The organism is Vibrio sp. QJM3NY_26, from assembly GCF_057786005.1.
The window spans coordinates 401,302-426,670 of sequence record NZ_CM173515.1 but is presented as its reverse complement, the minus strand read 5'-3'; the positions used below and the strand labels follow the sequence as shown (position 1 = coordinate 426,670).

Genomic DNA, 25,369 nt, shown 5'->3' with positions numbered 1-25,369 from the left:
TGCATTTGAGAATGCAACGTCCTTCACCAGACCTGAAGTTGGATATCATCTATGGATCAAAATCCGCAGTCACAGCTAAAATTACTTGTTATTAAAGGCAAGGAACAAGGCTATCTGACCTACGCCGAAGTAAACGACCACCTACCTGCAGAAATCGTGGATTCTGAACAGGTAGAAGACATCATTCAAATGATCAATGACATGGGTATCAAGGTAGTAGAAACTGCACCTGACGCTGATGATCTAGCTCTTAATGATGACGATGCCAATATAGATGAAGATGCAGCTGAAGCTGCTGCTGCTGCGCTTTCAAGCGTAGAAAGCGAGATTGGCCGTACAACTGACCCAGTTCGTATGTACATGCGTGAAATGGGTACAGTTGAACTACTGACTCGTGAAGGCGAAATCGACATTGCGAAGCGTATTGAAGATGGTATCAATACCGTTCAATTATCTGTTGCTGAGTACCCAGGCACGATTCCATACATCTTGGAACAGTTTGACCGCGTACTCGCTGAAGAGATTCGCTTAACAGATCTAATCAACGGCTTTGTTGACCCAGACGACGATGGCACAGCTGCGCCAACGGCGACTCACATCGGTTCAGAGCTCGCTAAAACTGATCTAGAAGACGAAGACAAAGAAGAAGCAGAAGACGACGAGGAAGAAGAAGAGGAAGATACAGGTATTGATCCTGAGCTTGCTCTTGAGAAATTCACAGCGCTTCGCACTAGCTACCAAAACCGTCAACTAGCAATCAATGAATACGGCCACGAAAGCCCGAAAGCAACGCTTGCAACAACAATGATGCAAGACGTATTCAAAGAATTCCGTCTGACGCCAAAACAGTTTGATTACCTAGTAAACGAACTGCGTACTTCGATGGATCGCGTACGTACTCAAGAACGCCTAATCATGCGTCAAACGGTTGAGTACGGCAAAATGCCGAAGAAATCTTTCATTGCTCTATTTACTGGCAATGAATCTAGCGAAGCATGGTTGGACGAAGTTCTTGCTTCAGACAAGCCATACGCAGAAAAGATCAAACGTAACGAACACGACATCCGTCGCTCTATCCAAAAGCTGGATATCATCGAACGTGAAACGTCTCTTACTGTTCAAAGCATCAAAGATATCAGCCGTCGTATGTCTATCGGTGAAGCGAAAGCTCGTCGTGCGAAGAAAGAGATGGTTGAAGCGAACTTACGTCTAGTAATCTCGATTGCTAAGAAGTACACAAACCGTGGTCTACAATTCCTGGATCTGATCCAAGAAGGTAACATCGGTCTGATGAAAGCGGTAGATAAGTTTGAATACCGTCGTGGTTACAAGTTCTCTACTTATGCTACGTGGTGGATCCGTCAAGCAATCACTCGTTCGATTGCCGACCAAGCTCGTACTATCCGTATTCCGGTTCACATGATCGAAACGATCAACAAACTAAACCGTATCTCTCGTCAAATGCTACAAGAGATGGGTCGTGAACCGCTTCCGGAAGAGTTGGCTGAGCGTATGCAAATGCCTGAAGACAAGATCCGTAAAGTACTGAAAATCGCTAAAGAGCCTATCTCAATGGAGACACCAATCGGTGACGACGAAGATTCGCATCTAGGTGATTTCATCGAGGATACAACGCTAGAACTGCCTTTAGACTCTGCAACGGCAACAAGCCTGCGCGGTGCAACTAAAGACGTTCTTGCAGGCCTAACGCCTCGTGAAGCGAAAGTACTGCGTATGCGTTTCGGTATCGACATGAACACTGACCACACTCTTGAAGAGGTTGGTAAGCAGTTCGACGTAACTCGTGAACGTATCCGTCAGATCGAAGCAAAAGCACTGCGTAAACTTCGTCACCCAAGCCGCTCAGAAACTCTGCGTAGCTTCCTAGACGAGTAATTACACGCTTTAGTGTGGTTAGCTTTTAAGCATAAAATAAAAAAGGTGAGCGTTGGCTCACCTTTTTTGTGCCTACGTGATTTAAGTGGCTAAGATGTAAGCGGAATTGCCCCTCATAGTGTCTAGACACCATTGATTGGTTCCCCTATAATCTATGCCCTACGGCCCCTTAGCTCAGTGGTTAGAGCGCACGACTCATAATCGTTCGGTCCCCAGTTCAAATCTGGGAGGGGCCACCAAATTAGAAAAGCCAGAACAGTTCACGCTGCTCTGGCTTTTTGCTTTTCTAGTCCTTTATCTTCTAGCTCAACGCTCTGTCCCATTCGTCCAATTTCTTCTATGTGACTAAACATACTTTTCTTTTATAAAAAAATCGGCAATATGAGAGTACACAAATCATTCAATAGTTCAGGGAAGACTCATGAAAGACGAAACGCTCTCGATTCACTTCGGCTACGACACTGATCCAACAACCAAATCGGTTGCGACTCCTATTTACCAAACCGTTGCTTACGAATTCGATGACGCACAACACGGCGCCGACCTGTTTAACCTTGCGGTACCAGGTAATATCTACACTCGTATAATGAACCCAACCAATGATGTACTAGAAAAGCGCATGGCAGCCTTAGAAGGTGGTATTGCAGGCTTAGTGGTGAGTGCAGGCAGCGCGGCGATCAACTACGCGATTCAAACGTTGGCACAAATCGGTGACAACATCGTTTCAACACCTCAGCTTTACGGCGGTACTTACACCCTATTTGCTCATATGCTACCAAACCAAGGGATCGAAGTTCGCTTTGCTAAAGACGATAAACCAGAAAGCTTAGCGGCACTGATCGATGAAAAAACCAAGGCGGTTTATTGTGAAAGTATCGGTAACCCGGCAGGGAATATTATCGACTTAGAACGTGTTGCTGAGCTTGCTCACGCACAAGGTGTACCTGTGATTGTTGATAACACGGTGGCGACGCCTGTGCTATGCAAACCTATCGATTTTGGCGCTGATATCGTGGTTCACTCGCTAACCAAATACGTTGGTGGTCACGGAACAACGCTGGGGGGCGTTATTGTCGACTCAGGCAAATTCCCATGGGCAGAGCACAAAGATCGCTTCCCCGTGTTTAACCAACCAGAGCCTTCATATCATGGTGTTGTTTATACTGAAGCTTTTGGTGATGCTGCATTCATTGGTCGCGCTCGAACCGTTCCACTTCGTAATACAGGGGCGGCACTATCGCCAATGAATGCCTTCATGTTAATGCAAGGCTTAGAGACGTTGTCGCTACGTATGGAGCGACACACAGAGAACGCATTAAAAGTAGCTGAGTACCTTCAGCAACATGAAAAAGTGAGTTGGGTGAGCTACGCGGGTCTACCAACGTCTGAGTTCTATCCGTTGGCTGAGAAATACATGCAAGGTAAGCCGTCTGCCATTTTATCTTTTGGCTTGAAAGATGGTTATGAAGCCGGTGTTCGTTTCTATGATGCGCTGCAAATCTTCAAACGCTTGGTGAACATTGGCGATGCAAAATCTCTCGCTTGTCATCCTGCTTCTACAACACACCGTCAATTAAGCGAAGCGGAACAAAAGCAAGCAGGTGTATCACCAGAGATGATTCGCCTCTCAGTAGGTATTGAGCACATTGACGATATCTTAGCTGACCTAGAGCAAGCACTTAGTGCTTAATGACGCTACCGCTAGCTCTAGCACTGCTCATTAACTAACAGACACAAAAAAGCCCATCACAGGATGGGCTTCTTATTATCTAATTTTCTTAGACAAGCTAACGATTATTCAACCGTAACCGCTTTCGCTAGGTTACGAGGTTGGTCAACATCGGTACCTTTGATTAGTGCTACGTGGTAAGACAACAGCTGCATCGGTACTGTGTAGTAGATAGGTGCTGTTACTTCACTTACGTGAGGCATCTTGATGATCTTCATGTTCTCATCGCTTTCAAAGCCCGCATCTTCATCAGCGAATACGTACAGTAGACCGCCACGAGCACGTACTTCTTCAACGTTTGATTTTAGCTTCTCTAGTAAGTCGTTGCTTGGTGCAATAACGACTACTGGCATATCTGCATCAATAAGCGCTAGAGGACCGTGCTTAAGCTCACCAGCCGCGTATGCTTCTGCGTGGATGTAAGAGATCTCTTTCAGTTTAAGAGACGCTTCCATTGCGATTGGGTAGAACTCACCACGACCCAAGAACAGTGTGTGGTGCTTATCTGCAAAATCAGGTGCTAGCGCTTCGATCTCTTTATCAAACGCTAATGCTTTCTCGATATCAGCAGGCAGTTGATGCAGTGCTTGAACGATCTCTGCTTCTTTCTCTTCATTGATACGACCTTGTAGACGACCAATTGACGTTACCATCATCAGCATTGCCGCTAGCTGTGTTGTGAAGGCTTTAGTTGAAGCTACGCCGATCTCTGTTCCTGCGCGAGTCATAAAGGCAAAATCAGATTCACGAACTAGCGAAGAACCTGCAACGTTACAGATAGTCATTGCTGACATGTAACCCTTCTCTTTTGCAAGACGAAGTGCAGCAAGCGTATCCGCCGTTTCACCAGACTGAGACAGAGTCACCAATAAGCTGTTCGGACGAACAACGAAATCACGGTAACGGAATTCAGAAGCAATCTCTACGTCACAGCTTACGCCTGCTAGAGACTCAAACCAGTAACGAGCTGCCATACCTGAGTTGTAAGATGTACCACATGCGATGATCTGCACGTGCTCTACCTTGCTTAGGATCTCTTCAGCCTTAACACCAATTGCGTTAGTGATAACAGCCGTTTCAGAAATACGACCTTCCATTGTATTGATTAACGCAGATGGCTGCTCAAAGATCTCTTTTTGCATGAAGTGACGGTATTGACCTTTGTCACCTGCATCGTGCTCTGCGTTTGATTCAACGATTTCACGCTCAACACGCTCGCCCGCCACATCAAATACTGTTACATCACGGCGAGTCACCTCAGCAACATCACCTTCTTCTAAGTACATGAAACGACGAGTTACGCTTAACAGTGCAAGTTGGTCAGAAGCTAGGAAATTCTCGCCCACACCAAAACCGATAACGATAGGGCTACCAGAACGAGCAACAACGATACGGCTAGGATCTTTACGATCAACGGCAACAGTACCGTAAGCACCATCCAGTTGTTTCGCTGTCTTTTGAAGCGCTTCAACCAATGAGTTAGAAGTACGAAGTTCCCATTCAACTAGGTGAGCGATAACTTCAGTATCCGTTTGTGAAGTAAACACATAACCACGCTCTTGAAGAAGAGCACGCAGTGTTTCGTGGTTTTCGATAATGCCATTGTGTACAACGGCAATATCGCCCGACATGTGTGGGTGCGCGTTTGCTTCAGAAGGCTCACCGTGTGTCGCCCAACGTGTATGAGCGATACCAGTACCGCCAATAACATGTTGCTGATCGACGGCGTCTGCTAGCTCTTGTACTTTACCAAGGCGGCGTACACGAGTTAGGTTAGATTCGCTATCAACTACAGCGACACCCGCTGAATCGTAGCCTCGGTATTCTAGGCGGCGAAGGCCTTCTACTAAAATTTCGGCTACATCACGCTGTGCTACTGCACCAACAATTCCACACATAGTTTCACTCCATCAATTTCGTTTTATTCCTATTGGCAGCAAGCAAAGGCCAGATCTTTATCAAGATCAATTATAGGAAGGTAAATGCATAATACTTAAATTTGTTTTTACGCTGGATCGGTCAGGATCACTCGAACATCATGTGATTCGATACTTACTTTGGATTCTTCGCCTAAATCTGTATCGGTAATTAAGATGTCAATGTGTTCCCATGCCAGCTCTAAGTTCGGGATCTTTCGTCCCACCTTTTCCGACTCAACCATCACGATCACTTCTCGTGACACTTCAGCCATTACTTTACTTAGGCCAACCAATTCATTGAACGTAGTTGTGCCTCTATCAAGGTCGATACCATCAGCCCCGATAAATAGTTGATCAAAATCGTAAGCTCGAAGTACTGATTCTGCGACTTTGCCTTGAAAAGAATCCGAATGGGTATCCCAAGTGCCGCCGGTCATTAGCAGTGTTGGTTCGCTTTCCAACTCATTAAGTGCATTAGCAACATGCAACGAGTTGGTCATTACAACCAAACCACGTTTGCTATTGAGCTGCTGAATTAGCGCTCCTGTCGTGCTACCGCTATCGATCACAATGCGATTATGGTCGCGAATTAGATCTGCAGCGGCTTTCGCTAATGAAATCTTTCGAGTCGAAACTTGTGGACCCAGTTCTTCGTTCACAACCTCTTTCGGTAATGAAATCGCACCACCATAACGGCGCAAAAGCTGACCGTTTTTCTCTAAAGACGCTAAGTCCTTTCTAATCGTGACCTCTGAGGTTTCGAATTTAGCGGATAGTTCATCAACACTAACCTCCCCCTTTTCATTAACGAGGTTAGAAATAGCATGTCTTCTGAGCTGGGTGTTTCGTTTCGACATTTAAAAAAGGCCATTAAGTTTCGATTTGAAACATATTATAGTTACAACGAAACTATTTAGTCCATTTATTTTGATCCAAAAAATTAATAAATAGCGATAAAACCTTGTCCTAAGACAATTGTTAAGCAGTGATATTGAACTGATTAGGTGGTAGAATCCGCACCCGAAAAGAAAAAAAATTACAAAACTGACTGTTATTTTTTTGCAACTTACCTCTTATATAGTGGGGTAAGTCACATAAAACCGATATTGAATCAAAATCTTTTGGTCATAAAATGACTAAAATTGATGAAAGACTTACAACTCTGAAGGACATATTGGAAGTACCGCGCTTTTACACAACAGGCACAAAATGTTGATGTAGCGGACCAATCTTCAGACCTTAAATAAATTTCAAATTGTAACAATACTTACCGGAGAGTACCTTCCATGAAAAAGACCAAAATCGTATGTACGATTGGCCCTAAAACTGAATCTGTAGAGAAGCTAACTGAACTAGTAGATGCTGGCATGAACGTTATGCGCCTTAACTTCTCTCACGGTGACTTCGCAGAACACGGCACTCGTATCGCGAACTTCCGTACAGTAATGGAAAAAAAAGGTGAGCAACTTGCTATCCTTCTAGATACTAAAGGTCCAGAAATCCGTACTATCAAACTTGAAGATGGTAACGACGTAGATCTAGTAGCTGGTCAAGAGTTCACTTTCACAACTGACGCAACAGTTGTTGGTAACAAAGACGTAGTAGCAGTAACTTACCTAGGTTTCGCTAAAGACCTAACTGCTGGTAACACTATCCTTGTTGATGACGGCCTAATCGAAATGGAAGTTATCGCAACAACAGAAACTGAAGTTAAGTGTAAAGTTCTTAACAACGGTGCTCTAGGCGAAAACAAAGGTGTTAACCTTCCTGGCGTTTCTGTTCAACTTCCAGCTCTTTCTGAGAAAGACAAAGCTGACCTTAAGTTTGGTTGTGAGCAAGGCGTTGATTTCGTAGCTGCTTCTTTCATCCGTAAAGAAGACGACGTTAAAGAAATCCGTGAGCTTCTAAACGCTAACGGCGGCGAGAACATCCACATCATTTCTAAGATTGAAAACCAAGAAGGTGTAGATAACTTCGATTCAATCCTTGAAGCTTCTGACGGCATCATGGTTGCTCGTGGTGACCTAGGTGTTGAAATCCCAGCTGAAGAAGTAATCTTCGCTCAGAAGATGATGATCGAGAAGTGTAACCGCGCACGTAAGATGGTTATCACTGCAACTCAAATGCTTGACTCTATGATCAGCAACCCACGTCCAACTCGTGCTGAAGCGGGTGACGTTGCGAACGCAATCATGGATGGTACTGATGCAGTAATGCTTTCTGGTGAAACTGCTAAAGGTAAGTACCCAGTTGAAGCTGTAACTATCATGGCTCAAATCGCGAACCGCACTGATTCAGCTCTTAAAGCTGAGCTAGGTTCTCGTCTAGACAGCCCACGTCTACGCATTACTGAAGCAGTATGTAAAGGTGCGGTAGACACAGCAGAGAAGCTAGCGGCTCCTCTAATCGTTGTTGCAACTGAAGGCGGTAAGTCTGCACGTTCAGTACGTAAGTACTTCCCAACTGCAAACATCCTTGCTCTAACAACTAACGAAAAGACAGCTGCACAGCTAGTTCTTACTAAAGGTGTTAAACCAGTTCTTGTTGACTCTATCGAGAACACAGACACGTTCTACATCAACGGTAAAGAAATCGCTCTACAATCTGGCCTAGGTAACAAAGGCGATATCGTAGTAATGGTTTCTGGCGCTCTAGTAGCTTCTGGTACTACAAACACGGCATCTGTTCACGTTCTATAAGAATGAACCGATTCGCATAAAAATATAAAAGAGGGCTTCGGCCCTCTTTTTTTTATGAAACAAATCTTGCCTAACTTTTCAGTACGCTGTATTATCAATCACAGTAGAATCACGTACTGTTAACTTCCATGGGCTCTTTCTAAGAGACGGATTAGCAGACTAGAATCAAATATGCATGAGGTTTGTAATGTCTAGTCCTACGCTCACAGACAAAGTATCAAAGATGATTCGCCAAGATATTCTCAATGGTGAGTTAACCCCTGGCCAAAAACTCGTTGTTGCTGATCTAAAAGCACGATACAACGTAGGCGCATCTCCAATTCGTGAAGCCTTAGTGCAGTTATCTTGGAGTAAATACGTAAAGCTAGAGCCACAGAAAGGCTGCTGGGTATCTCCGGTATCAAAGAAAGAACTCAATGACCTATACGAAAGCCTTCGACTGGTCTCTTCCGTTCTGCTTAAAAAAGCGATCTCAGCTGGTGATGAAAGCTGGGAATTAGAAGTGTTGACCTCTTACCACAAACTATCACGCCTTCAGAACGTAGAAGAAGAATTTGATTCTGTTGAATGGGAAGAACGCCACCAACAATTCCATGTCGCGTTGCTTGAAGGTGCTGATTCAGAGAACATGTTTAAGTTCTTTGATGAACTTATTAACCAAGTTAAACGTTACCGCTTCTTAGCAATGTCAGCTGAAACAGCATCTGATGATCTGTTCAATATTGATGAGCACGAAATGATCATGAAGCTAGTACTCTCTAAGAATGCAGAACAAGCAACAGAGTTACTTGATCAACATTTACTAGGTTCAATGAAACGAATTGAAGAAGTTATCGAAGCGGCATAACGCTCAAGTAATTTCTTACCAAATAAAAACGGAGCCCAACGGCTCCGTTTTTTGTTTCCAGTATCACGACTGAACTACCACCCAAAAAACTCTTTGTGATGAGTATTGAGCAGTACAACCATAGGTAAAAAATACAGTGCACTCAGTTGAAAGCCAAGAATGACCAATGTGCCTATGGTTAACCTCACTAAAAAATCGACAAACATACCACGCCTCTTTTAACCAGACAGTATGATCCCCAAACTCTTGCTACAGCTAACCTAATTCTACTGCTATCTCTCAAGCCATTGATAAGGCGAGCTAACCAGCTGAATTAAGTTAACGGTGTCATCCCTTTTATATCGGGTAAACACTCTGTTTATTGGTTCGCTTAACACGACGCAACCTGAAGCAAGGTAGTTTACTTATTGTTTATTTTAGCTCAAATTTTCATCAGCATTAGACTTTAGTCTAACTACATAAGACTTGTGACATAGGTCGCCTCAAAAGTGAGATTCCTATTATAGATGTTGAAAGGAACTGCTGAAGGCTAGCTTTAAAAGATACGAAGCGAGAAAGATGGCTTGATAGGAAAGTGGTTAGTCACTTAAAACGTAAATCTTTTTAAGGGCTAAGTCTATTGAAAGCCAAGTGAAACAGTGAAAGCCAAGTGAAATATTAAAAACTAATCGAGTAATGAAAGATTAAGCGACATCAGCATGACTAGGGCACATAGAGACGGTATTGCGCCCAGACGATTTAGATTCGTAGAGCCCAACATCGGCACATTTGTATGAGCGAGTGCTGTTGCTTGTCAAATCAGTGAAACCGACACTCACCGTCACTTTAGTCCCTGAGGATAGCTCTATTTCTATTCGTAATCGATCCAACACACGTTTCGCTTCCGGCAGTGAGGTGTGTGGCATCAGTAATGCAAACTCCTCTCCCCCAACGCGAGCAACAAAATCAGTACTGCGTAGACTGTCTTGTAGAAGCCTTGCAACACTTGCAATCACTCGGTCGCCTTCATCGTGGCCCAGTTCGTCATTGATTCGTTTGAAGTTATCAATATCGACTAAAGCTAAGCAAGTGGTCGCTTCATTAGGGTAACGCTCGACCAAGCGAGAATAATACGCGAGCTGTTCTTCGAACTTGCGGCGGTTCCAAAGGTTACTCAAAGAATCTCGTTCACTTAAGATCCTCAAACGCACCTCAAGCTCCTTCCTAACAGAAATATCGACTAAGGAAGTAATATAATAGCTGACCTTTCCAGAGTTATTTTTAACCGCCTGGACTCTCATGATCGCGGTGAAAGGAATACGCAGTTTGTTCTTACACTCTACTTCACCTTCCCAGACTTCTTCTTGCTCTAAATGACTCCAGATATCAGAACTTGAGAGCTCTTGGTCGGTATTCTCAAGCAATAGCTGCAATGCGTTCTTTCCGATAACTTGAGTTTTGCTGTACCCCGTCATGTTCTCAAACTCGTTGTTGATCATCATAGTACGATGCTGCTTATCAGAGATCATGACGGCCGACATGCCGCTCAATGCGGCGCGTGCCAACTTACTTTCTAGACTTCGACGTCGGTAATGAGTCACTAAATAAGCAAACGGAAACGCAAAGACCAGTACCGTTAGCAATACGAAAACTTCTTCTTGAGAGAGATCATTTAGACTCTGTTCAGCCCTATCCATCAACTGCTTCTGATTGAGTTGAATCAGCAAGTGAGCTTTTTGATTATTCGCGAGCATAACGGTGTTAAACGCAAACAAGTTACCATCTTCAAAAACGTGTCCAACCTGATCGTTGTTAATCGCTTCCCACGTTTTTGGTGCGATGTTTTTCAGGTTATACCCTTTTCTTTCAGGGATAGAATCACCAAACAGCTTACTGCTGTTATTACTCGCAATGTAATAACCGGATTCATTAATGATTTCCGCTCTTAGGTCATTATCAGGTGAAAAGCTAAGACGTGACGATAAGCCCCACACATCCAAATTGATAACAAGGTAACCAACGCGTTTTTCTGGTGTTTCAACAGGAGTAAATACACGGATTACAGGTACATAAGGGAAGGTTAGCTCACCATGCTCCGTTTCAAGTTCAATCCCCCAGCCACCAATTTGCTCGGCTTCAAGATTTTGTGCATGTTGAAAATAGCTAGAATCAGACTTGTCTTGTAGCTCTTGAGGGACCGCCACACTCCCGGTATCAGCCGAGTAATTAACGCGCACCAGCTCTTTGCCCGTAATGTCCAACAGATGAATCTTCGTGTACCACTTCTGGTTCACTAAGACAGACTGCCAAACCTCTTCAAGTAGATCTTTGGTTTGGTCAGAGGGAGAAGAGGCAAAGTTAACCAAGCTTTGGCTGTGGCTCAACAGGCCCATTACGGAAACTAATTGAGTCTTAAGAAGATCGTAGTCTCTCTTGGCGTACACCAATTGATGGACGGCTTGCTTGGCCGAGTAGTCAAAACTCTGCTGCTTCACTTCTTTATATCGCTGCAAGTAATATAGAGCGACAGCTGAACAGAGTGTGATTGAGATGATTAGTAATGTAATTATTGATTTTTTATTTCGCATTACTAGCTCAGGAAGAAAAAGAGAGCGCAAGATTATAGCACTCTAGGAAATTAACAAAATAAAAGCCGCTTAAAAAAGCGGCTTTTAAACTATTTTTTAAATACTTCTTGTTTAGGCTTTCAACGCTCGTTCACCACGTGCGATGCCAACAACCCCACTTCGAGCCACTTCAAGTACTTCCGTTACTTCAGACAATGCCTGAATGAAAGCATCCAGCTTCTCGCTAGTGCCAGCCATTTGAACCGTATATTGCGAAGCCGTCACATCAACGATTTGGCCACGAAAGATATCCGCTGTGCGTTTCACTTCAGCACGAGCAAAGCCGCTAGCGCGTACTTTTACCATCAAAAGTTCACGCTCGATATGCTCAAGCTCAGACACTTCTTGTACCTTAAGTACGTCGATTAACTTGTGTAGCTGTTTTTGGATCTGCTCAAGCTGCATTTCGCTCGAGTTAGTGGTGACGTTCAGACGAGAAAGCGTTGGATCATCCGTAGGAGATACATTCAAAGACTCGATGTTGTAGCCACGCTGAGAAAACAAGCCAACCACTCGAGAAAGTGCACCTGGTTGGTTTTCCATTAATAGTGAAAGGATGTGTCTCATATTATGTTCTCTCCGTTTTGCTTAGCCACATGTTATCCATACCCTCGCCTTTGATCTGCATTGGGTATACGTGCTCGGTGTCATCCACACTGATATCGACAAATACCAAACGGTCTTTCATCGCCAGTGCTTTTTCCAAACCTGATTCCAGTTCATCCGGAGATGAAATACGCATGCCAACGTGGCCATAAGCCTCGGCAATCGCAGCAAAATCAGGAACAGAGTCCATATATGAATTAGAGTAACGACCTTGATAAACAATGTCTTGCCACTGTTTTACCATGCCTAAGAAACGGTTGTTAAGGTTAATAATCTTAACGGGAATATTGTATTGCAGCGCAGTCGACAGCTCTTGGATATTCATTTGAATACTGCCGTCACCAGTAACAATCACAACTTCTTCATCAGGTTTCGCAAACTTAACGCCCATACCAGCAGGTAGGCCAAAGCCCATCGTGCCTAGACCACCAGAGTTAATCCAACGGCGTGGCTTGTCAAACGGGTAGTACAAAGCAGCAAACATTTGGTGTTGACCTACATCAGAAGCAACATAGGCATCGCCATTGGTTACTTTATGAAGTGTTTCAATAACTTGTTGCGGTTTAATACGACCAGACGTTTTGTCATACGCTAAGCAGTCACGCTCTTGCCACTGTTTAATTTCACTCCACCAGCTTTCCATCGCTTCTGCATCGTTAGTTCCACCTTGCTCAATAAGCAGGTTAACCATGCTCTCTAGTACTTTTTCCGCGGAACCTACAATCGGTAGATCCACTTTAACGTTCTTAGAGATAGAAGATGGATCGATATCAATGTGCATGATCTTCGCATCAGGGCAGTACTTATCTAGGTTATTGGTGGTTCGATCATCGAAACGTACGCCAATACCAAAGATCAAGTCCGCATTGTGCATCGCCATATTGGCTTCATACAAACCATGCATGCCCAACATACCCAAAGAGTTTTTATGGGTACCAGGGAAAGCGCCAAGCCCCATTAGGGTGCTTACCACGGGTAAATTCAGTGCCTCTGCTAATTTTAACAGCGGCTTATCTGCCTCAGAAATAACCGCACCACCACCGACATAAAGTACCGGCTTCTTCGCTTCAAGAAGGGCTTTTAGCGCCTTTTTGATCTGACCTTTATGACCCGTAACCGTTGGGTTATATGAACGCATTTTGATCGTTTCTGGGTATTCATAAGGAAGCTTGATTTGTGGGTTTAAGATGTCTTTTGGCAGATCAATAACGACAGGACCAGGACGTCCTGTCGTTGAAATATAGAATGCTTTTTTAACGACTTCAGGGATATCTTCCGCTTTCTTAACGAGGAAGCTGTGTTTAACGATCGGACGGGATACACCCACGATGTCACACTCTTGGAAGGCGTCATTACCAATTAAGCTATTTGGTACGTTACCAGAAATAACTATCATTGGGATTGAGTCCATGTAGGCTGTGGCAATACCAGTAACGGTATTGGTCGCACCTGGACCAGAACACACAAGTACTACGCCCGGCTTACCGGTAGAACGAGTATAGCCATCTGCCATATGGGTAGCGGCTTGTTCGTGTCGTACTAATACGTGTTTAATTTCAGCAGTTTTAGCATGCAGCGCATCATAGATATCAAGTACAGAACCACCTGGGTAACCAAAGATTTGTTCTACACCCTCTTCAATTAGAGACTGCACCACCATCTCAGCGCCGGATAACATTTCAGCGCCGGATGACATGGCTGTTTCAGGTTTTGTTGTCATATTGCTCTCCTCACCAGTTTCCAACCATATTTGGTGAACATGTTGGGCTGGTTTTTCATAGTCTAGGGCTTATTCGTAGCCTAATTCGAAATACTTCCACTTTTTCGGCTATGGCTGTCTGTCGTGATAACAACAAACAGTAATACGAAACAACTTTAACGCTTTATTATCATCTGGTCTAACACCTGTTATCCGATAATTACGTCAAAAAACCAACTATTAGCTGAAAGCATTAAATAAAACCCAAACCAAACCCAATAGTTAGATTTAAAAACCAATTAACACCTAAAAAAAAGAGCTTAATATTCAAATGAATCACGGTTTATCGATTAATGATGCCCTTATTGGTGTGCGCTTTCGCACATTGTGCTGTGTCAGCAGGCATAAAAAATCCCCCTAAAAATGCAATCACATTCGTAGGGGGATTTTTAAACAACTGAAAATTTATCTAAGCAGAAAACTACTTATCTTTAGGCTTTTCATTGTACATTTCTTCGATTTCGTCTTGATACTTATCGTTGATAACTTTACGACGCAATTTTTGAGTAGGTGTCAGTTCGCCATCATCCATAGAAAATGCTTTTGGCAGCAACTTGAATTTCTTCACTTGCTCAAACTTAGCCAACTCTTTCTGTAAGTCATTCACGCGCTTCTCTAGCATCTCAACAATCTGGTGATGTTTAACAAGCTCAACACGGTCGTGATACTTGATATTCAGCTCTTTGGCATACTCTTCTAGCGAGTCATAACAAGGAACGATCAGCGCAGAAACGAATTTGCGCGTATCAGCGATAACGGCAATCTGTTCGATAAAGTGATCTTTACCAATCGCGCCTTCAACCACTTGCGGTGCAATGTACTTACCGCCAGAGGTCTTCATCAATTCTTTAATACGATCAGTAATGAACAGGTTACCATTTTCATCAAAATGTCCCGCATCACCAGTCTTTAGGAAACCGTGCTCGTCAAATGTCTTAGCGGTCTCTTCGGGCATCTTGTAGTAGCCACGCATCACCATTGGACCACGAACAAGAATCTCGTCCTTCGCACCAATTTTTACTTCAGCGCCCGGCATCGACATACCAATCGAATCAGGGTTAAAACAGCGGTCATCCCAGCACGATACTGTTGCCGTGGTTTCTGTCATGCCGTAGCCAAGTTTTACGTTGATACCAATCGCGTGGAAGAAGCGACCAATGGTTTCATCAAGCTTCGCACCACCACATGGCATAAAGTTAATGTTTCCGCCTAACAGAGCTCGCAGTTTAGATAACACAAGCTTATCGGCAAGCGCATGGCTCTTCTTCAGCATGAATGATGGAGTACGACCTTCTTGGTGACAAACAGAAAGCTTCGCTCCCATATTTACCGCCCAAGTAAACAGCACTTTACGGATAAACGGTGCTTTAGATACCTTCTCGTGAATCGCTGAGAAAATCTTCTCGTAGAAACGGGGAACTGCACACATTACTGTCGGTTTCACCTCGCTTAGAGCATCACGTACTTGCATCGTGTCTTGCAGGTAACAGTTGGTTGCACCTTTATAAAGGGCATAGAAAGTCCAAGCGCGCTCAAATACGTGTGACAAAGGTAAGAAACACAGTGATACGTCATCTTTAGTTAAGCTAAGACGTTCATCGTGACCTTTCAATTGATAGCCAATATTAGTGTAATCAAGCATCACACCTTTTGGTTGGCCTGTGGTACCAGAGGTATAGATAAGGGTCAGTAAGTCATCCATGTTTGCATCAGCTAAGCGAACGTCAAGTTCCGCTTGTTGAGCTTCAACACCACGAGTCATGAAGTCCTGCCATGAAACAGCAAAACTATGTTCTTGAGTGTCGATATCAGCAGACATCGCCACAACAACTTCTAGCTGTTCACACTCTTCAAAAAGGCTAACCGCCGCATCAAATTGAGCTTGCTCGCCAACGAATAAGATCTTCACATCTGCATTTTGGATAATGTAAGAAGACTGCGCCGCTGTGTTGGTTGGGTAGATTGGTACCGTTACAAGACGCGCTTGTAAAGATGCAAAATCTGCCACAGTCCACTGAGGCATATTGTTCGAAAAGATGCCTATCTTATCCTGAACTCTCAGTCCGTGAGCCAACAGTGCTAACGAAAGCGTATCGATCTGTTGTCCAAACTGTTCCCAGCTAATACCTTGCCATACATTGTCGACTTTATGCTTCAAAGCTGTACGGTTGCCACCTTGGGCAGTTTGGTCACGAAGTCTTTTTACGATATGAAAATCTAAATTGGCCATCTCTTTACCTTTGGCTTACACCTGTAAGCTTTTTTGAGCGCACAAGTGTACCTCTGATCATGGAAAAGGCAACTGATGAAGCTCAAAGTTATAAGTAATAGTACGTCTCACGCTAAGTTTTCTATCAACAAAAATAGCAGGTACAAAAAAGCCCTAAGCCAGACTCCCAGCTTAGGGCTTATAAATCATAGGGATTAGTGCTTAGTTAAGCGCCACTACTTCGCCACAGATCATCATTAACTGATCTCGTAACCAAATGTGTCCTTTGTCCTTTTCACTTGATTCGTGCCAGCTTAGGAAGCCAGAAATTGCCGCATTATCGAATGGGAAATCTAGAATCTGAAGCTGATCTTTGTTCGCGGCATGCTCAACCATCCAACGAGGTGCAATAGTCACAAGCTCAGATTGACCAACAACGTAAAGTACGTTGCTTAAGCTCGTACCTTCGTAGAAAGGCGTGCAATCTAGGTCACGGTAAGCTTGCTCTGAGAAGCTGCGTTGACCATGGATGCGAGACAGTTTTGCGTGCTTTTCGTTAAGCAGCTCTGCCGCTGAAACTTCACCGTTGATACGTGGGTGAGAAGCAGAAGCAACAACAACTAATTCGTCTTGGAAGATCTCTGTGCTTGAAAAGCCCTGCTCATCAAAACGAGCGTAATCAATAACGAAGTCGATTTCTTGGTAGCGCATACGCTCAGAAAGTTGACGATCGAATTCTGCATCCATGTGCAGTTTAACGCTAGGTGCTTGGTCGTTGATTGTCGACATAATCTTAGGTGCAAAACGCATGTCACAAGGGCTACAAATCGCAAGTTTGAACAGACGAGAAGACGACTCTGGAGAGAACACAGAACTTGGCAGTTCATTGCGTACTAACTGTAGTGCTTGGCGGATTGGACCAAACAACTGACGAGCACGTTGAGTCGGCTGAATACCACGACCTTGACGCATGAATAGTTCGTCGTTAAACATCACTTTTAGACGAGCAACAGCGTTACTTACAGCAGGCTGAGACATACCCAGATTATGAGCTGCACGTGTAATGTTTTGCTCTTGCATAACTGCATCAAATACAGTCAAAAGATTTAAGTCGACTCCACGAAGTGTGCTTTCCATTCTGTAGCTTGCAATAGCACTCATTGCGTCTTTTTTCTCTAACATTCAAGTTGCCTCTTGTCGGTTCGACAGCGTTAAATTGGTAATGGTATAGGAATAGATAACCACTAATTCTTATATTTATCAGACCGATGTTTTTCGGATTACCATTACTATTAACCAATAAATCTCGAGCTACCAACAAGATTGATAAAGAATAATTTTATTTTACCTTAATGATTAAATAACATCTAAAAATCAATTATTTATAGAGTTATAAAAAAACATAAAATGCACCACTTATGAGTTTCATTTCGACTTATTTAGCTGTTCTATCGTTTGGTTACATTTGTTACAATTTATTGAACTCATGAATTGTTTGACTGGTTAATTCAGAAATAACACTTATGAGTTAAGTGAGCGATGCATAACTAGGAAAATCTACCTTGTCCCAAAGTTGCTTTCTTAAGTCATCTTGGTTGGACCAATTGCCCGCTAACACCCACTCAACAAGTGCACTTGCCACGTCGGGATAAGTAACCACTTCGGCCTGCTTTTCACCGAGCCAACCACGCAAGGTAGCCGCGTCTAAAAAGCTCATGGTTTGAGCCAACCCGAGCGCTTCAAGCGTCGCAACATTACTCTGTTGTTCGAACTGCCCCTCAAGTGGTTTGAGAAGCAATTTCTTACCCAAGGTTAGGGCTTCCGATGGCAATTCAAAACCGCCATTAGCCACTACACCAGAGCATTGATTGAGGTCGAATTGGAAGCCGGTATGACTCAGTGATTTGAACTCAATATTTTCGACTCGACGGTGCTCAATGACATTCGGGTGATAACAGACAAAGTTGTGCGAAATAAACTTCATCAACAGATCCGAGATCGACTCAAGATCCTCAAACGGCAAATAGACCAACGTAAAGTCTTGTGCTGTTTTGGTTTGTTGATCACCAGCCAGCGTGTGAACGATAGGCGGCAGTATTGGTTGTTCAAAGTGATACCAATGCAAACCAATAGAATGCTCAGTTGGGGCGAAATGTTGAATCACCGAATGTTCAATCCAGTTGCCCCCTTCTTTGGGTACATCGTAGCGGAACGCATTCTGGTGGCTTATGCCAATGCATGGCACACCTTGCCTCTTAGCTGCCCATGCAGTCACAGGTTCAAAGTCATTCAACACTAAGTCATAAGGCGTCAAATCGATCTGATTAATCTCACTGAGAAATCGCCAGATGTTGTTCTTGATGAATGTCTTGCCGTATTTAACCTGTCCCTGCTCACTGTAAAAGGTTAAGCCGCTGCGGGTCTGATAATTACCAAACGCTTCCATCGAGAAGTACTTGCTCTCGTCTCGCCCAGAGAACAGAAAGTCGACATCGATATTTTGCTGACGAAAAGCCACCGCCATTGCTCTCGCGCGCGCAATATGACCATTTCCTGTGCCTTGGACGCCATATAAGATTTTCATGCATGTTCCTTTATGTTTGCCACTTAAGCTCGGCAGTGGTTGTTGCCAAAAAAATGATTACAGGATGAAACTGATAGCAAGGCTAGTACAAGCGATGCCCAAGGCTGCGCCAATCAGTACGTCCGTTAAAAAGTGCACACCAAGTAGGATTCGAGAGCCAGCAATCGCTGCCGCCCAAATCAGGCTAAAGAGATATAAGCTCGGATAGAAATGTCCGATTAGAGTCGCCATAACAAAAGCCGCAGCGGAATGCCCAGAAGGGAGGCTGTATTTATCAGATGGCACAATATGGGAATAAAGCAATGAAGAGAACTCAGCGGGTCTGCGACGCTTGAGGGTATTTTTGGCAAACCAGTAAATAGGTAACTCGATTGCAAAGGCAGTTAAGCCCACCAAGAGAAAGTCTCGGCCAGTGTTACTGTCAGCCAGTAGTGCAACCAAAGCAATCAAAACGTAAAGGTGTCCATCTCCAGTATGAGACACCGCCTTACTGAGTGTCGCCTGTTGTCCGCTATAACGGTTCTTTAAACAAAAAACAGAAAATGCCACATCCCAGCGGACAATAGGTTCGATAGTACGCATACAATCTCCTTAACAATCCTTATTCAGTTAAGGCTCAAGTTATGCCCCTGAAATGACAGTTAAGTGACGTTTTGAATGAACTAAAATGAATTTTGAGGCGAATTGACCGCTTTCGCTAAGCAAGCTGATGAGGCCTAGAAACTGCCGATAAAAATAAAGCGACCCAAGGCCGCTTTATTCTTCTATATTTTTACTTCTGTATATAAGCAAGCAAACGCTACTTCTATCATGTTAATGGTTATAGCGTTCGCTAATGATAATAGTGCTCGCTAATGATAATAGTGCTCGCTAATGATAATAGCGCTAAAGGTTATAGCGCTAATGGCTCATGCTTTTTCACCAAACCAAAGTCCGCCAGTATCGCGTAGGCCGCAGGGATCATAAACAACACCAGTAAGGTCGAGGCAAATATGCCAAACACAATCGAAATGACCAATGGCTGGATAACCTGAGCCTGCAAGCTGGTTTCCGTCAACAGCGGGAGCAAACCAGCTGCGGTCGTCATTGAGGTCAAAAATACCGCTCGGAAACGCTCGCGACTGGCTTTCACCACCGAGTCATGCACGCTATCTCCCTCATCGACATGGTGACGAATGTACTGGACTAACAAGATGGAATCATTAACCACAATCCCGGCAAGCGACACAAAGCCCATCATGCTTGGCATACTCAAAGAGTGCCCAAGTATCCAGTGCCCAACGACCACCCCAATAAAGGCGAGTGGAATGGCTAACATCACGACCACAGGCTCTAAATAGCTTCGGAACTGATAGCTAAGAATCGCAAACACGCCGAATAAGCCGAGCAAGAAGCCTTTGCCCATCGAGGCTCCAGTCTTAGCCGCATCTTTAGCTTCCCCTTCGAAATCAAAGCGCAAGCCTGGGTACTTCTGAATAAGCTTGGCTGCTTCATCTTTTTGGAACTGAGCCAAAATCGCCGACGAGCTCGCCTTCTTATTATCAATATCACCAAAGATGCTGATGGTTCTCAGCCCATCAATACGCTGAATTCGCACGTAGTTACGTTGGAAATCTAATGTCGCCAACGTTGCTAACGGGATCTGACTGCCGTCGGCGGTAATGATCGGGAAGTTAGCCAGCTGCTGTATGTCGCCCGCTTGTTCCTTATCAAGACGCACCTCAATCGAGATGTTCTCAACACCGATTTGAATCTCATCCGCCGTTTGCCCGAAGAATGCAGCACGCAACTGAGAAGCAATCATCTGCCCATTCACATTGTAGGTTTCGGCTCCAGGGCGCAGCTTGACTAAGATCTCTTCTTTACCCATGCGCATGTCATCAAGCACACCATGCACCCCGTCAAACTGATTGAGGTATTCCTGAATCTCCAGAGAAGCAGACTTCAATTCAGCCAGATCATCATGCTTGGCACGGATCTCGATAGCACGACCACCCGGCCCCATGGTTGGCTGCTTGAACACTAATGAAATAGGATCCGCCAGCTCACCGATATCTTCGCGCCATGCATTGATGAAATCATCGATAACCGTGTTACGGCTCTCTGCACCGCGTAAGTCTAAACGCACAGTGGCTAAATGTGGGCCTGACTCACTGGCATCAGCATTAGCATTGAATTGGCTCGTGATGTGTTCCACCAACTCATTGCCCTCTTCGACCTCTTCACTCCACTGCACGTTCAAACGTTCAGCAGACGCGACTATTTTATCGACGACTCTCTCGGTTTGAGACAATGACGCACCCGGCGGAAGAATGATACGCGCTTCAGCGATGTCTCCATCCAATTCGGGGAAGGGTTGGAACTTAACAGCACCACCCGCAATCAAGGCAATAGAAAGTAACAACAGTGTCAGCACTCCGCCCATAAAGGCATAGCGGAACGTCACGACCTTCTCGACCATGTTCATCAAAGTTGTATTGCGGAAGTTCTCAAATTTTTCAAGCAACACCACTTTGAAGCGCAGCGCTGGCTTGTCATTCTTTTCTTTGTGTAATGAATGAGACAAGTGATTAGGTAGAATCAGGAAGGCTTCAATCAAGCTCAACGAGAGCACTAATATCAATACTTGAGGAACAGCCTTAAGCACCGCGCCCATCTCTCCATCGAGGAACAACAAGCTACCGAAAATACAGACCGTGGTTAAGAATGAAGACAACACCCCGGGGAGTACTTTCTTAACGCCGTTGTACACGGCATCATCAACACTCTGCCCCCTGTCTAAATGTGAGGCTATCGATTCGGCAATCACGATGGCATCATCCATCATAATACCTATCGCCATTAGTAAGCCTACAAGCGACATAATGTTGATCGATAAGCCAAGGTTGGCCATTAAGAATAAGCCACCAAGGAAGGCAACGGGTAAACCTGCAGCGACCCAAAATGAGTAACGTAAACTAAAGAACAACCACATGGTGGCAAAAACCAACACAATACCTTGCCAACCATTACGCACCATCATGGTTAGACGATCCCAAAGCACAGAAGAGAGATCGTTGGTCATTTGTAGCGTCACACCATCAGGGGCAATCGCACTCTGATCTTCAACAAATCGTGTCACGTTTTCTTTAATTCGAAGCGCATCGTCTTCTTTGTTTTTGCTGATCTTCAACAAAGCAGAAGGCTTGCCATCGAACAGGACTTTCTGTTCATCAAGTTCAAAACGATCGGTGATCTTCGCGATATCTCTTAAACGGATCACAGAACCATTTGGTGCCGATCCAACAACAATACTCTCAAGCTCAACAGGCGTGACCCGTCTCTCGTCAAAACGAATCAGGAAATTTTTATCTGGTGTTTCAATGTTACCACTCGGCAATTTTACATTCTGACGACCAATTTGATCGGCAATATCACCAACACTCAAACCCAACTGACGAATGGCTTGGGTATCCAACTCAACACGATATTGATGATCGGAAAAACCGCTCACCTCAACCAAAGAAACATCATAATCGAGCTTCATGGTCCGTTTAAGATCTTCAGCGTATGCCTTGAGTTCCGGCCATGAGGTTTCTGCTGTAATCGCGATATCAACAACCGGTTCATTCCAATCCAGCTCTTGAACAACAGGAGATTCAATCTCGGATGGGAAATCGTTGATCGAGTTAATTTGAGTTTGAACATCCACCAGCATTCGGCCAATATCTGCTTTTTCATTTAACTTGAGAATGAGCCTAGCACTACCTTCAACGGCTTCACATTGAGTTTCTTCAATGTTAGCTAGGCCATCGACGGCATCTTCCATTCGCACACAAAGGCTCTCTTCCACTTCTTGCGGAGAAGCGCCCGGGTAAACAATCGCCGCCATAATATACAGAGGATCATAAGCCGGGAAGGTTTCACGTTTAATGGTTGATAATGAGCTTAAACCCATTATCAACAGCCCAAGCATCAACAAGTTTGCTGCTGTTGGGTGCCTAGAGAAGAACTTGATCATGACGCACTCTCCTCGACACCGGGTACAAGCTCAACCTTTTGAGAATTTGACTCTTTAAGTAACATACCTTCAATTGCTGGCAGCAAATCATTAAGAATCAGTTTATCGCCCGTTTGAAGATCCCCGTTCACAACCACTTGGTTGTCTCTACGATAAAGCACTTCAACATTAACCATTTGCAGACGGGAGTTATCGTCCATTAGATAAATTTTATCACCATGCAATGCTCGCTCTGGAACCACCCAACTTAGATTCGCGACACCTTCAATTTCAGCTTTAACAAACATGCCATTGACCAAAGGTGTCGCACTGTCTGGTTGCAGTTGTGAGTAGTCTTGAGCGATCTCAAGAATGATCCCTGCCGTCGCTTGGTTTTCATCAACGGTTTCACTGATTCTCGCTACCTTTGCAGGCCAGCTCAGATTCAGACTGCCACTGTTCAGTTGAACACTCGCTTTGATTGGCGCTTGATCAGGCGTTGGAATTCCAGCAGCGTCACGGGGAAATTGAGTAAAACTTGAGGCTAAAGTTTGCATATCGTGAATAGAAAGTTGCGCCTCAACTTCCATAATATTAATCCCATGAGCAACAAACATTTCTTGCTGAAGATTAACTACTTGGTTTTGTTCGATATCGACTTGAGCAATTCGCATGGCTCTAGGTAACGTGATGGTCGTCTTATCCAAAGAACGTTGTGCCTCTTTCACCTTAGAGACATTAACCTTAATCACGGCCTCCGCGACGCGTTTTTCATCAGGCATCAAGGTAATTTGGTTAGCAATATCTAACACCAACTTCTGCTGAGACAATGCGCTTTGCTGCTGCAGATCGACATCAGATTGAGAAGTTAACCCTTTCTTACGTAGATCTTGTTTACGTTGTAGCTCTTTATTGCTGATCACTAAGCGATTCTTTTCGATCTTTAGAGTCTGATTCAGGTTGTCTTCTTCTTGATTCAATTTCGCTAGCGAGGTTTGGCTTGATTTAAGATCAGCTTCCGCTTGTATCAGCTTCAGTTCGTAATCCAATGGATCAATCTTGAGCACGACCGTTCCCGCAGGGATCACCTGACCTTTCTCAAGATCCGGATGGCGATAAACGATCTGTCCTGTCACCTCGGCAATCGCTTTCCATTCGACTTTCGGCACCACTTTGCCAAAACCAACCGCTAACGGTGCTATCAGTTGTTGCTCTAGGCTTACTGTGTCAACTAAGCGAGCTCTATCACCCGCAGGCTTGGTTGGAAGATCCGGCTTCAAGTTAATCGCAACCACAAGGCCAATGACACCAACCGCAAGTGCCGGAAAGAAGAGTAGTTTTTTATTTATTTTCATTATCTTTGGTCCTGCACGGAAGAAGGGCTAGGCGTGTTTATAAAGCCTTCTGTCATCAATTGAATGTTGTGTTCGATTAAACGGTTAAGAAATTCTTCATTAATCTCAATACCATGGATTGCTAATAGAGGGGGCGGTGCAATGAATGGAAATACCATCAAGCTTATATACGACACGCGGCAGAGCTTGGGATCCATCTCTTTTCTCAAGACACCTTGTGCCACCAACTTTTCAAAAATGACATCTTGGGCTGGCTTCGCCACATCGAGGAAAACCTTTTCGAGCAACTCTCTTTGCACTTCCGAGGGAGGCATATTCATCACTTGGGCAATCAAGCGAGGAAACTTGGGCACCTTGACCATCTCTTTGTAGTAAGTCCGCATTAAATCGAGAAAGTTTTCATGACTGCTCTCTTCAACTAACTTCTGCATTTGTAGCTGCATCGGTCGTAGGGTTTCACGTAGCATCGCCTCAAATAATCCAGCCTTACTGCCAAAGTAATAACGGATCATCGCAATGTTCACACCCGCACGCTCGGCGATCAGGCGTGTCGAGACCTTGTCGTATGGCTGAACAACAAACAGATCGCGAGCATGCTCAATCAATAACTGTCGAACATCTAAGTTCTGCTGAGGCCGCCCCGCTTTTCGTGCCGTCATGGCAAAAATCCATCTCTATAATTAATCATCCGATTAATTATAGAGATAAACAGACGTAACAGTAGAAGATTAATTACTCACTATTTAATCAAGTGATTAATTAATTGGGTCACACTTATAATTTTTTTGGTGAATCGTTCCATCAAAAAGATTTACTACAAAGTTTTAACCTACACATCAGCCAAACGATAAACTAACCCGCCAATACAAAACCACCAATCAGTCGATTTAGCCAACGAAGAGATAAAAAACAGCACAAACCAAACCAAAACACTGCCAATGTACGCTGATATTGGATTTTCTTGTTTGACGCTCAGAATAAATTACGGTAAATATGGTGTTAACAGTTTATTTACGGATATTTGTGTAATGATTTTTTCTTCTTCTCTACTGCTGAAACTTCTCCTTATCGTGAACCAATCGCGCGGGTAAGTTGTGGGTCAAGAACTACACAAATATTAAAACCCGCACTGAGCGGGTTTTTTTGTAACTGGCACTTTTAAAAGAACATCATTCTTAATA

General features: G+C 44.1%; 16 protein-coding genes and 1 tRNA gene. 5 read left to right on the top strand and 12 right to left on the bottom strand.

Features of this window, described 5'->3' with window-relative positions:
* Positions 1–51 precede the first annotated feature (51 nt).
* The 3 genes from rpoD to AC3CH4_RS01880 all read left to right on the top strand — a co-directional run bounded on the left by rpoD (position 52) and on the right by AC3CH4_RS01880 (position 3,586).
* Positions 52–1,896: an RNA polymerase sigma factor RpoD gene (rpoD, locus tag AC3CH4_RS01890; protein WP_009847799.1), complete on the top strand. Its 1,845-nt coding sequence runs from the start codon at positions 52–54 to the stop codon at positions 1,894–1,896.
* 163 nt (positions 1,897–2,059) lie between these two features.
* Positions 2,060–2,135 (top strand) — tRNA-Ile (locus tag AC3CH4_RS01885).
* Between the two features lie 182 nt (positions 2,136–2,317).
* Positions 2,318–3,586 carry an O-acetylhomoserine aminocarboxypropyltransferase/cysteine synthase family protein gene (locus AC3CH4_RS01880; protein WP_102465821.1) on the top strand — a complete coding sequence of 423 codons (1,269 nt, stop codon included), beginning with the start codon at positions 2,318–2,320 and terminating at the stop codon, positions 3,584–3,586.
* Positions 3,587–3,690: 104 nt separating this feature from the next.
* Here the strand turns inward: AC3CH4_RS01880 and glmS are convergent, their stop codons facing one another.
* The gene (glmS, locus tag AC3CH4_RS01875; RefSeq protein WP_488543219.1) at positions 3,691–5,523 is read right to left on the bottom strand and encodes a glutamine--fructose-6-phosphate transaminase (isomerizing); all 1,833 of its coding nucleotides are present in this window, start codon (positions 5,521–5,523) and stop codon (positions 3,691–3,693) included.
* Between the two features lie 107 nt (positions 5,524–5,630).
* The gene (locus AC3CH4_RS01870) at positions 5,631–6,401 is read right to left on the bottom strand and encodes a DeoR/GlpR family DNA-binding transcription regulator (protein WP_017080207.1); all 771 of its coding nucleotides are present in this window, start codon (positions 6,399–6,401) and stop codon (positions 5,631–5,633) included.
* 429 nt (positions 6,402–6,830) lie between these two features.
* Here AC3CH4_RS01870 and pykF point away from each other — a divergent pair, with 429 nt between their 5' ends.
* Positions 6,831–8,243, top strand: coding sequence for a pyruvate kinase PykF (gene pykF / locus AC3CH4_RS01865; protein ID WP_054547842.1), 1,413 nt, complete (start codon positions 6,831–6,833; stop codon positions 8,241–8,243).
* A gap of 223 nt (positions 8,244–8,466) precedes the next feature.
* Entirely contained in the window at positions 8,467–9,090 is a 624-nt protein-coding gene (locus tag AC3CH4_RS01860; protein ID WP_004735872.1) for a GntR family transcriptional regulator, read from the top strand.
* Positions 9,091–9,773: 683 nt separating this feature from the next.
* On the opposite strand, the gene AC3CH4_RS01855 is transcribed toward AC3CH4_RS01860, so the two are convergent.
* The 10 genes from AC3CH4_RS01855 to AC3CH4_RS01810 form a co-directional block, all read right to left on the bottom strand.
* Positions 9,774–11,657 (bottom strand): sensor domain-containing diguanylate cyclase, encoded by a 1,884-nt coding sequence (locus AC3CH4_RS01855; protein ID WP_488543218.1) that lies wholly within the window; start codon positions 11,655–11,657, stop codon positions 9,774–9,776.
* 111 nt (positions 11,658–11,768) lie between these two features.
* Positions 11,769–12,263, bottom strand: a complete 495-nt coding sequence (gene ilvN, locus AC3CH4_RS01850) for an acetolactate synthase small subunit (RefSeq protein WP_004735875.1) — start codon at positions 12,261–12,263, stop codon at positions 11,769–11,771.
* 1 nt (position 12,264) lies between these two features.
* Complete coding sequence (locus AC3CH4_RS01845) at positions 12,265–14,022, bottom strand: acetolactate synthase 3 large subunit (RefSeq protein WP_054541385.1); 1,758 nt, start codon at positions 14,020–14,022, stop codon at positions 12,265–12,267.
* A gap of 460 nt (positions 14,023–14,482) precedes the next feature.
* Positions 14,483–16,291: an AMP-dependent synthetase/ligase gene (locus tag AC3CH4_RS01840; RefSeq protein WP_146457955.1), complete on the bottom strand. Its 1,809-nt coding sequence runs from the start codon at positions 16,289–16,291 to the stop codon at positions 14,483–14,485.
* A 201-nt stretch (positions 16,292–16,492) separates the two neighbouring features.
* Positions 16,493–17,452: a transcriptional regulator LeuO gene (gene leuO / locus AC3CH4_RS01835; RefSeq protein ID WP_004735878.1), complete on the bottom strand. Its 960-nt coding sequence runs from the start codon at positions 17,450–17,452 to the stop codon at positions 16,493–16,495.
* Positions 17,453–17,798: 346 nt separating this feature from the next.
* The gene (locus tag AC3CH4_RS01830; RefSeq protein WP_488543217.1) at positions 17,799–18,854 is read right to left on the bottom strand and encodes an MJ1255/VC2487 family glycosyltransferase; all 1,056 of its coding nucleotides are present in this window, start codon (positions 18,852–18,854) and stop codon (positions 17,799–17,801) included.
* Positions 18,855–18,911: 57 nt separating this feature from the next.
* A complete protein-coding gene (locus AC3CH4_RS01825; RefSeq protein ID WP_065207195.1) occupies positions 18,912–19,436 on the bottom strand; it encodes a phosphatase PAP2 family protein in 525 nt (174 codons plus the stop codon).
* 310 nt (positions 19,437–19,746) lie between these two features.
* Positions 19,747–22,854 (bottom strand): efflux RND transporter permease subunit, encoded by a 3,108-nt coding sequence (locus AC3CH4_RS01820; RefSeq protein ID WP_488543216.1) that lies wholly within the window; start codon positions 22,852–22,854, stop codon positions 19,747–19,749.
* Positions 22,851–24,188, bottom strand: a complete 1,338-nt coding sequence (locus AC3CH4_RS01815; RefSeq protein ID WP_488543215.1) for an efflux RND transporter periplasmic adaptor subunit — start codon at positions 24,186–24,188, stop codon at positions 22,851–22,853. The genes AC3CH4_RS01820 and AC3CH4_RS01815 overlap by 4 nt, the downstream gene beginning before the upstream one ends.
* Entirely contained in the window at positions 24,188–24,847 is a 660-nt protein-coding gene (locus tag AC3CH4_RS01810) for a TetR/AcrR family transcriptional regulator (protein WP_065207192.1), read from the bottom strand. The genes AC3CH4_RS01815 and AC3CH4_RS01810 overlap by 1 nt, the downstream gene beginning before the upstream one ends.
* Positions 24,848–25,369 lie beyond the last annotated feature (522 nt).

Coding starts and splice junctions, on each gene's coding strand:
- ilvN (WP_004735875.1), bottom strand. CDS start 12,263: ATGAGACACATCCTTTCACTATTAATGGAAAACCAACCAGGTGCACTT.
- AC3CH4_RS01810 (WP_065207192.1), bottom strand. CDS start 24,847: ATGACGGCACGAAAAGCGGGGCGGCCTCAGCAGAACTTAGATGTTCGA.
- AC3CH4_RS01860 (WP_004735872.1), top strand. CDS start 8,467: ATGATTCGCCAAGATATTCTCAATGGTGAGTTAACCCCTGGCCAAAAA.
- AC3CH4_RS01830 (WP_488543217.1), bottom strand. CDS start 18,854: ATGAAAATCTTATATGGCGTCCAAGGCACAGGAAATGGTCATATTGCG.
- AC3CH4_RS01870 (WP_017080207.1), bottom strand. CDS start 6,401: ATGTCGAAACGAAACACCCAGCTCAGAAGACATGCTATTTCTAACCTC.
- AC3CH4_RS01855 (WP_488543218.1), bottom strand. CDS start 11,657: ATGCGAAATAAAAAATCAATAATTACATTACTAATCATCTCAATCACA.
- AC3CH4_RS01845 (WP_054541385.1), bottom strand. CDS start 14,022: ATGACAACAAAACCTGAAACAGCCATGTCATCCGGCGCTGAAATGTTA.
- AC3CH4_RS01825 (WP_065207195.1), bottom strand. CDS start 19,436: ATGCGTACTATCGAACCTATTGTCCGCTGGGATGTGGCATTTTCTGTT.
- pykF (WP_054547842.1), top strand. CDS start 6,831: ATGAAAAAGACCAAAATCGTATGTACGATTGGCCCTAAAACTGAATCT.
- AC3CH4_RS01840 (WP_146457955.1), bottom strand. CDS start 16,291: ATGGCCAATTTAGATTTTCATATCGTAAAAAGACTTCGTGACCAAACT.
- AC3CH4_RS01815 (WP_488543215.1), bottom strand. CDS start 24,188: ATGAAAATAAATAAAAAACTACTCTTCTTTCCGGCACTTGCGGTTGGT.
- glmS (WP_488543219.1), bottom strand. CDS start 5,523: ATGTGTGGAATTGTTGGTGCAGTAGCACAGCGTGATGTAGCCGAAATT.
- rpoD (WP_009847799.1), top strand. CDS start 52: ATGGATCAAAATCCGCAGTCACAGCTAAAATTACTTGTTATTAAAGGC.
- AC3CH4_RS01820 (WP_488543216.1), bottom strand. CDS start 22,854: ATGATCAAGTTCTTCTCTAGGCACCCAACAGCAGCAAACTTGTTGATG.
- leuO (WP_004735878.1), bottom strand. CDS start 17,452: ATGTTAGAGAAAAAAGACGCAATGAGTGCTATTGCAAGCTACAGAATG.
- AC3CH4_RS01880 (WP_102465821.1), top strand. CDS start 2,318: ATGAAAGACGAAACGCTCTCGATTCACTTCGGCTACGACACTGATCCA.